We start from the raw sequence: 7,037 nt of genomic DNA on the forward strand, positions 1-7,037 counted from the left end.
GCGGACTCCTTAATGGCATGGACATCTTCGTCGAGCAACCCGCCCACGCCCGTCTCATCACCGCCGAGGACCGGGAGGTCCCGGTGTACGCTCTCCTGCGCTACACGGCGGACGATCCGCTGGCCGTCTTCGTGGACTTCCCGCCCGAGGCCACCCTGGCGGGCGACGAAGTCACCTGGACCTTCGCGCGCTCCCTGCTGGACCAGGGTCTGCGCGCCCCGGCCGGACGCGGGGACGTACAGATCTGGCCGTACGGACGCACCCGGACGGTCCTCGAACTCCATTCGCCGTGCGGCCTCGCCCTGCTCCAGTTTCCCACCTCGGCGCTGCGCCGCTTCCTGCTGCACACCTACACCGTGGTTCCGGCCGGGCACGAGGACGTCGCGGCGGTCGTGGAACGCGGTCTGAGCAGCCTGTTCGGCGGGGTGTGAGCCCCTGTCAGGGCCGGTGCCCCGACTTTGACTTCTATTCACGCATGCCTCACCGCACGGCTGTGGACCTCGACGATCACCGCGTGCACCCTGGCGCGCGGTGTGCCGCACGGGCACTCCGCTGACGAGGACGGGGCGAATGACACCGATCAGCCGAAGAGGCTTCGTGGGATTCGGCGCATCCGTGGCGGCAGGCGTGGCGCTGGGCGCCGGCTCCCGCACCGCGGCCGCGGCAGCGACTGCCGCGACCGGCACGATCAAGGACGTGCAGCATGTGGTCATCCTCATGCAGGAGAACCGCAGCTTCGACCACTACTTCGGGCGCCTGAAGGGTGTCCGCGGCTTCGACGACCGCAGCGGCATCACACTGAGCGGCGGCCACTCGGTCTTCGACCAGCCGAACGGAACGGGCCGCCAGTACCCCTGGAAGCTCAGCGCGACCCCGGCCGCGGGCGGCAAGGACGGCGAGACCCTCGCCCAGTGCAACGGCGACCTGCCGCACTCCTGGTCCTCGCAGCACTCCGCGTGGAACAAGGGCCGCCTCGACAACTGGGTCTCGGGCGTCGGCAACGTCCGCTCGCTGGGCTACCTGGACCGCTCCGACATCCCGTTCCACTACGCGCTCGCCGACAACTACACGATCTGCGACGCCTACTTCTGCTCCACCCTCAGCGCGACCGGCCCCAACCGCACCTACCTGTGGAGCGGCAAGGTCGACTCCGCCAGCTACGACGGCGGCGACGAGTCGGGCCTGACCTGGCAGAACTACGCCGAGGCGCTGCAGGCCGCCGGGGTGACCTGGAAGGTCTACCAGAACGCCGCGGACAACTACGGCGACAACGGCTGCGCCTACTTCAAGAACTTCACCGACGCCAAGGCGGGCGACCCGCTCCACGACCGCGGCATGTCCTCCGTCCCGAAGGTCACCGGCTCGACCCCGGACGACATCGCCGCCGCCGTCAAGGCCGACGTCCTCGCGGGCACCCTCCCGCAGGTCTCCTGGGTGGTCCCCAACCAGGCCTTCTCCGAGCACCCGTACGCCCCGCCCGGCGACGGCGCCCACTTCGTCAGCCTCGTCTACCAGGCCCTCGCCGCCGACCAGGACGTGTTCGACTCCACCGTCCTGTTCCTCAACTACGACGAGAACGACGGCTACTTCGACCACGTCCCGCCCCCGGCCCCGCCGGCCGGTACCGCGGGTGAGTTCCTCAACGGGGTGCCGTACGGCTTCGGCTTCCGCGTCCCGATGCTCGTCATCTCGCCCTGGACCCGGGGCGGCTGGGTCTCCTCCGAGGTCTTCGAGCACACCTCGGTGCTGCGGTTCCTGGAGACGTGGACGGCGGCGATCGGCAAACCCGCCAAGTGCCCCAACATCAGCGACTGGCGGCGCAAGGTGAGCGGCGACCTGACCGGTGTCTTCGACTTCGCCAACCCGGTCCACGGCACCGTCTCGCTGCCCGCGACGAGCGTCATCGGCATGGCCACCTGCGGCCCGCTGCCCAACCCGGTGCCGACGAACAACGCCCTGCCCGCCCAGGAGTCCGGCACCCGCCCGGCCCGCGCGCTGCCGTACCAGCCGGGCGGACACCTGGACCACCTGGAGTTCGGGGCGGCCGGCAAGGTCCTCGCCTGGTTCACCATGACCAACCAGGGCGGTCCGGCGGCCAGGGCGGCGCACTTCTCCATCCACCCCAACGCCTACCGCGACACCACGCCCTACCAGTACACGGTCGACGCGGGCGGCACCGCCTCCGACTCCTTCAACATCGGCACGGGTTTCGGCGGCGGCAGGTACGACCTGACCATGACCGGCCCCAACCGCTTCCTGCGCCGCTTCAAGGGCGACGCCACCAAGGCGGGGAAGTCGGCCGAGGTGAGCACCCGTTACGCCGTGGAGCCCGGCACGGGCAAGCTGGCCGTCTACTTCAAGATGGCCAACTCGGGTCCGTCCTCGGTGAAGTTCACCATCACCTCCAACCACTACCGCACCGACGGTCCCTGGACCTACACCGTCGCCGCGGGAGCCTCGGCGGAGGACTACTTCAACGCCGTCGCGTACCAGAACGGCTGGTACGACTTCACGGTGACCGTCGACTCCGACGCGACCTGGTCGCGCCGGTTCACCGGGCACCTGGAGACCGGCGCCGCGAGCGTCAGCGGCTGACCTCGGCGTACAGGTCCGGGCGCGGGGCGAGCCCGACGGCCACCCGGCCGCCGGTCTCCAGCGCCCGGACCCCCGCCTCCGCGACGACGGAGGCCGCGTAGCCGTCCCAGACGCTCGGGCCGGTGACCTCGCCGCGCCGCGTGGCGTCGACCCAGGCCTGCACCTCGCGGTCGTAGGCGTCGGCGAAGCGGACGAGGTAGTCCTGCGCCACCTCCTCGGCGGCGCTGCCCCGGCGGGTGACCAGCATGGTGTGCTCGTCGCCGATCCGGGCGCTGCCCGCCTCGCACACGGCCTCGCAGCGCACCTGGTAGCCGAAGCCGCAATTGACGAAGACCTCCACGTCGACCAGGGCGCCGTGCTCGGTCTCGAACAGCACGAACTGCGGATCGACCAGGCCCTCGGGCGCACCCGCCGAGGACGCCGGGCGCAGCACGGTGACCGCGGTCAGCTCCTGCCCGAGCAGCCAGCGGGCCGCGTCGATCTCGTGCGCGACGGAGCTGTTGATCAGCATGGCGCTGGTGAAGTCGGGCGGGGAGGAGACGTTGCGGTGGGTGCAGTGCAGCATCAGCGGCCGGCCCAGGCCGCCCCCGTCCAGCAGCGCCTTCAGCCGCCGGTACTCGGCGTCGTAGCGCCGCATGAAGCCGATCTGGGCCAGCCGGCGGCCGAGCCGCGCCTCGGCCTCCACCACTCGCAGTGCACCTGTGGAGTCGGGCACCATGGGCTTCTCGCACAGCACGGGCAGGCCGCGCTCGAAGGCCGCGAGGAGCGCCTTCTCGTGCGCGGGGCCGGGGGAGGCGATCAGCACGGCCGCCACGCCGGGCGCCCCCAGCGCGGCCACCGGGTCCGTGTGCACGGTGACGCCGTCCAGGCCGGCCACCGCCTCCTTCGCCCGCTCGAGATCGGGATCGCCCACGGCGGCCACCCTGGCGCCGCTCACCACCTCGTCGAGGCGTCGAATGTGGTCGGCTCCCATGTGTCCGGCACCCAGTACGGCCACACCCAGCAGGTCACCCATGTGTGCGCTCCCTCTTGCCGACGATCACGCCGTAGCGTACGCCGCGAGGGGTTCGCTGCCCGGGGAGTGGCTCGGCGCAGCGGCCCCGAGGGGGCCTCGGTGCCGCTGCCCGGGGAGTGCCTCAGTGCCGCTGGCGGGGGAGTGCCTCAGTACCGCAGCACCCCCGCGATGCCGTTCGCGTCGCCCAGCGTGCCGTCGGGGACGAAGCGCACGTCGGCGCCGGTCTCCAGACACTGCTCCACGATCTCGTCCACGATGTCGTCGCGGGAGTCCAGATCTCCGGGCTCGGCCGGCACGAGGTGGTCGCCCTGGTCGCGGACGGTCACGCGGTAGTTCTCCTCGACCGCGAGGAGCCGGACGCGGCCGTCCCGGGCGTTCTGCCACAGCTCGTCCACCCCGGCCGCGAAGATCTTGCGCCCGCGTGCCGAGGTCAGCTCCCTGAGGACGGACGAGGCGTCCTTGCGGGCCTCCGACTCCAGGACCGGCCTCAGGGCCTGCCACACAGCCTCCGGGCCGGCGTGGGCGAGGCCGCCGTGCGGGACCTGTACGGCGGATTTGGCGGCGCTGCCGACCTCGTCCAGCAGGGACAGGGCCGCCTGCTCGCCGGTGACGTACACCGGGCGGGGCTGGTCGCGCAGCAGCGTGCCCAGGGCGGTGTCGACCTCGCGCAGGAACTGGCGCGTGCCCTCGTCGGCGTAGATGCTCGGCACGTCACCGATCTGCTCCTGGCGCTCGGCGTCGAAGTTCTCCCGGATGTGGATCAGCGGGAAGCCGCCGGAATGCTCCTCGACCACCCGCTCGGGGCCGCCGCTCCACAGGGTCACGCGGTCGGCGGAGAGTGACAGTACCCAGAAAGGCCGCTCGGCGGCCTGCGCGGAGACCAGATTGCGGGTGAGGAAGGTGTCCGAGAACACCACCCGCTCGGGGACGGTACGGGCCAGCGACCAGACCTGGTGCTCACCCGGGGCAGCGAAGATCACCAGGCCGTCCTCGGCGTGCGCCAGGTCCACCTCCGCCAGTGCGCGGTCGAGCTGTGCCACGACGTCGGCGCGCCGCTCCCGGGTGACCGAGGGGTCGGATTCCAGCCGTTTCCTGGCCTCGGCCACCACATTGCGCAGCCGGACCGGGTCCTGGCCGCTCTCGGGTTCGCGGCGGTGTGTCGGCGTCAGTACGGACACCGCGGGGTAGGGACGCGGGCGCCGCAGTTCGGCGAGGGTTGCGGGACTCAGTGCGTGCTCCATGACAGAACGATAGGGCGGAATCACCTGTCCGGCATGCGGGGTAATAGCGTGATTTTTACTAACGTTGAGTGGCGGGTCGAACGCGGAGCGTGACGAGGGTCACGGGGTGTACGCCCGGCCGGATTTCCGCCCCCTGTTCACGCGTTCGTCACGGACCGTCAGCTTTGCCAACTAGCTTGGACACGAAGCGTTTACATGTGTTCGACATGTCGGTCATTCGGGCTGCTATGGTGCTACTCGCCGGTAGCAATCTGCTGCGGGGGGATCACGCGGCGCTGTCCGACCCACAGCGCCCAGTGCGAGGGGTCGCGTCCAACGATCCGGCAACGAGGCCGGGTTGAATCCGGCCCCGTGCGTCCGCGTGGCGCGACGCCCGAACTTCTGTTTCTACACCACCTATTCAGACAGGTGAGACTCGTCCCATGGCACGTTCCCTGGTCGATCTAGTGACCGCGCACGCCTCGAACCATCCGGAGCGCACCGCCTACCGCCACCTCGTCACCGGTGACTGCGACGGAGAGATCCAGGAACTCACCTACGGCCGGCTGGCCACCCGCTCCCGGGCCATCGCCGCCCGGCTGCAGGAGCGCGGACTGGCCGGTTCGCGCGCCATGCTGCTCTACCCGCCCGGCCTGGAGTTCATCTGCGCCTACCTGGGCTGCCTGTCGGCCGGTGTGGTCGCCGTCCCGGGCGTGCCCCCGCAGGGCCGCTCACAGAACCACCGTGCGCTGACCCGGATGAAGCGCCTGATGGCCGACGCGGACGCCAAGGTCATCCTGGGCGGCCGGGACGTGATCACCGCACTCGACGGCATGGCCGCACACCTGCCCGAACTCGACGCGATAGCCCGGCTGGCCACCGAGGACATACCCGACGACGCGGCCGCCGCCTGGCGCGAACCCGAACTCACCGCGGATTCCGTCGCGTTCCTCCAGTACACCTCGGGTTCCACCTCCGCCCCGCGCGGCGTCGTCGTCACCCACGGCAACCTGCTGGACAACGAGCGGGTCATCACCGAGCGCATGGGCCACACGCCCGAGGTGCTCGCCGCACACGACCACGAACTGTTCGTCAGCTGGCTGCCGGTCTACCACGACATGGGGCTCATCGGTCCCGTCCTGAACACGGTGTACCTCGGCGCCACCGCCACCCTGTTCTCGCCCCTGCACTTCCTCCAGCAGCCGTCCCGCTGGCTCACCGCCGTCAGCCGCTACCGCCCGCACACCAGCGGCGGACCCAACTTCGGCTACGAGCTGTGCCTGAAGCACGTCGGCCCGGACCTGCTCGACGGCCTCGACCTCAGCTCGTGGAAGGTCGCCTTCAACGGGGCCGAACCGGTGCGCGCGGCCACCTTGCGCCGCTTCGCCGACACCTTCGGCCCCTCCGGATTCCGCAGCGAGGCCCTCTACCCCTGCTACGGCCTGGCCGAGGCCACCCTGATGGTCACCGGCACCGCCGTGGACACCCCGCCGACGCTGCTCGCCGCCGCCGACGGAGCCCCGAACGCCGGCGAGGCCGACGCGGCCGCCGTCGGCTGCGGCCGGCCCGGCCCCGGCATGAGCGTGGCGATCGTCCACCCCGAGCGGCAGGAGGAGCTGCCCGAGGGTGAGATCGGCGAGATCTGGGTGGGCGGAGCGAGTGTCGCCAAGGGCTACTGGCGCAACGCCCTCGCCACCCGCGAGACGTTCCGCGCCCAACTCCCGGGCCACGACGGCCGGTTCCTGCGCACCGGCGACCTCGGCTTCCAGCGGGACGGCGAACTCTTCGTCACCGGCCGCCTGAAGGACCTCATCGTCATCGACGGCCGCAACCACTACCCGCAGGACCTGGAACTGACTGCCGAACTGTCCCACCCGGCCCTGCGCCCCGGCTGCACCGCCGCGTTCTCCGTGGACACCGCCGCCGTTGGGGAACAGCCCGTCCTCGTCGCCGAGATCGCCCCGGACGACGCCGGCGAGTCCGAGAAGATCACCGACCTGATCCGCAGCACGGTCGGCGAGGCCCACGGCCTGTCCCTGCGCGACATCGTCCTGGTCCAGCCCGGCACCATCCCCAAGACCTCCAGCGGGAAGATCCAGCGCCGCGCCACGCGCACGGCGTACCTCGACGGCACCCTCTCCGTGGTGACCGCGCCCGCCGCGGAGTGACACCGCCGCCTCCCGCGCCCCCGTCGGCGCGGGAGGCCC

5 protein-coding genes are annotated in these 7,037 nt (G+C 71.2%); 3 read left to right on the forward strand and 2 right to left on the reverse strand.

Annotated features, from left to right (window positions below; translation table 11 throughout):
- The first annotated feature begins 17 nt into the window (after positions 1 to 17).
- Positions 18 to 431, forward strand: coding sequence for an SsgA family sporulation/cell division regulator (locus tag ACFY3C_RS36725; protein ID WP_386578553.1), 414 nt, complete (start codon positions 18 to 20; stop codon positions 429 to 431).
- Between the two features lie 139 nt (positions 432 to 570).
- Complete coding sequence (locus ACFY3C_RS36730; protein ID WP_390773912.1) at positions 571 to 2,595, forward strand: phosphocholine-specific phospholipase C; 2,025 nt, start codon at positions 571 to 573, stop codon at positions 2,593 to 2,595.
- Here the strand turns inward: ACFY3C_RS36730 and ACFY3C_RS36735 are convergent.
- The gene (locus ACFY3C_RS36735) at positions 2,585 to 3,610 is read right to left on the reverse strand and encodes a Gfo/Idh/MocA family protein (protein WP_390773913.1); all 1,026 of its coding nucleotides are present in this window, start codon (positions 3,608 to 3,610) and stop codon (positions 2,585 to 2,587) included. The genes ACFY3C_RS36730 and ACFY3C_RS36735 overlap by 11 nt on opposite strands.
- A 146-nt stretch (positions 3,611 to 3,756) precedes the next feature.
- Complete coding sequence (locus ACFY3C_RS36740; protein WP_390773914.1) at positions 3,757 to 4,851, reverse strand: chemotaxis protein; 1,095 nt, start codon at positions 4,849 to 4,851, stop codon at positions 3,757 to 3,759.
- A 422-nt stretch (positions 4,852 to 5,273) separates the two neighbouring features.
- Between ACFY3C_RS36740 and ACFY3C_RS36745 the strand changes: the two genes are divergently transcribed.
- Positions 5,274 to 6,998 (forward strand): fatty acyl-AMP ligase, encoded by a 1,725-nt coding sequence (locus ACFY3C_RS36745; RefSeq protein ID WP_390773915.1) that lies wholly within the window; start codon positions 5,274 to 5,276, stop codon positions 6,996 to 6,998.
- The last annotated feature ends 39 nt before the right edge of the window (positions 6,999 to 7,037 follow it).

The sequence above is a fragment of the Streptomyces sp. NPDC001410 genome (genome assembly GCF_042895235.1).
In the GTDB taxonomy this organism is placed as follows: Bacteria; Actinomycetota; Actinomycetes; order Streptomycetales; family Streptomycetaceae; genus Streptomyces.

What these genes read in the sequence shown, in the direction of transcription:
- ACFY3C_RS36745 (WP_390773915.1), top strand. Translation starts at nt 5,274, where the DNA reads ATGGCACGTTCCCTGGTCGATCTAGTGACCGCGCACGCCTCGAACCAT.
- ACFY3C_RS36740 (WP_390773914.1), bottom strand. Translation starts at nt 4,851, where the DNA reads ATGGAGCACGCACTGAGTCCCGCAACCCTCGCCGAACTGCGGCGCCCG.
- ACFY3C_RS36725 (WP_386578553.1), top strand. Translation starts at nt 18, where the DNA reads ATGGACATCTTCGTCGAGCAACCCGCCCACGCCCGTCTCATCACCGCC.
- ACFY3C_RS36730 (WP_390773912.1), top strand. Translation starts at nt 571, where the DNA reads ATGACACCGATCAGCCGAAGAGGCTTCGTGGGATTCGGCGCATCCGTG.
- ACFY3C_RS36735 (WP_390773913.1), bottom strand. Translation starts at nt 3,610, where the DNA reads ATGGGTGACCTGCTGGGTGTGGCCGTACTGGGTGCCGGACACATGGGA.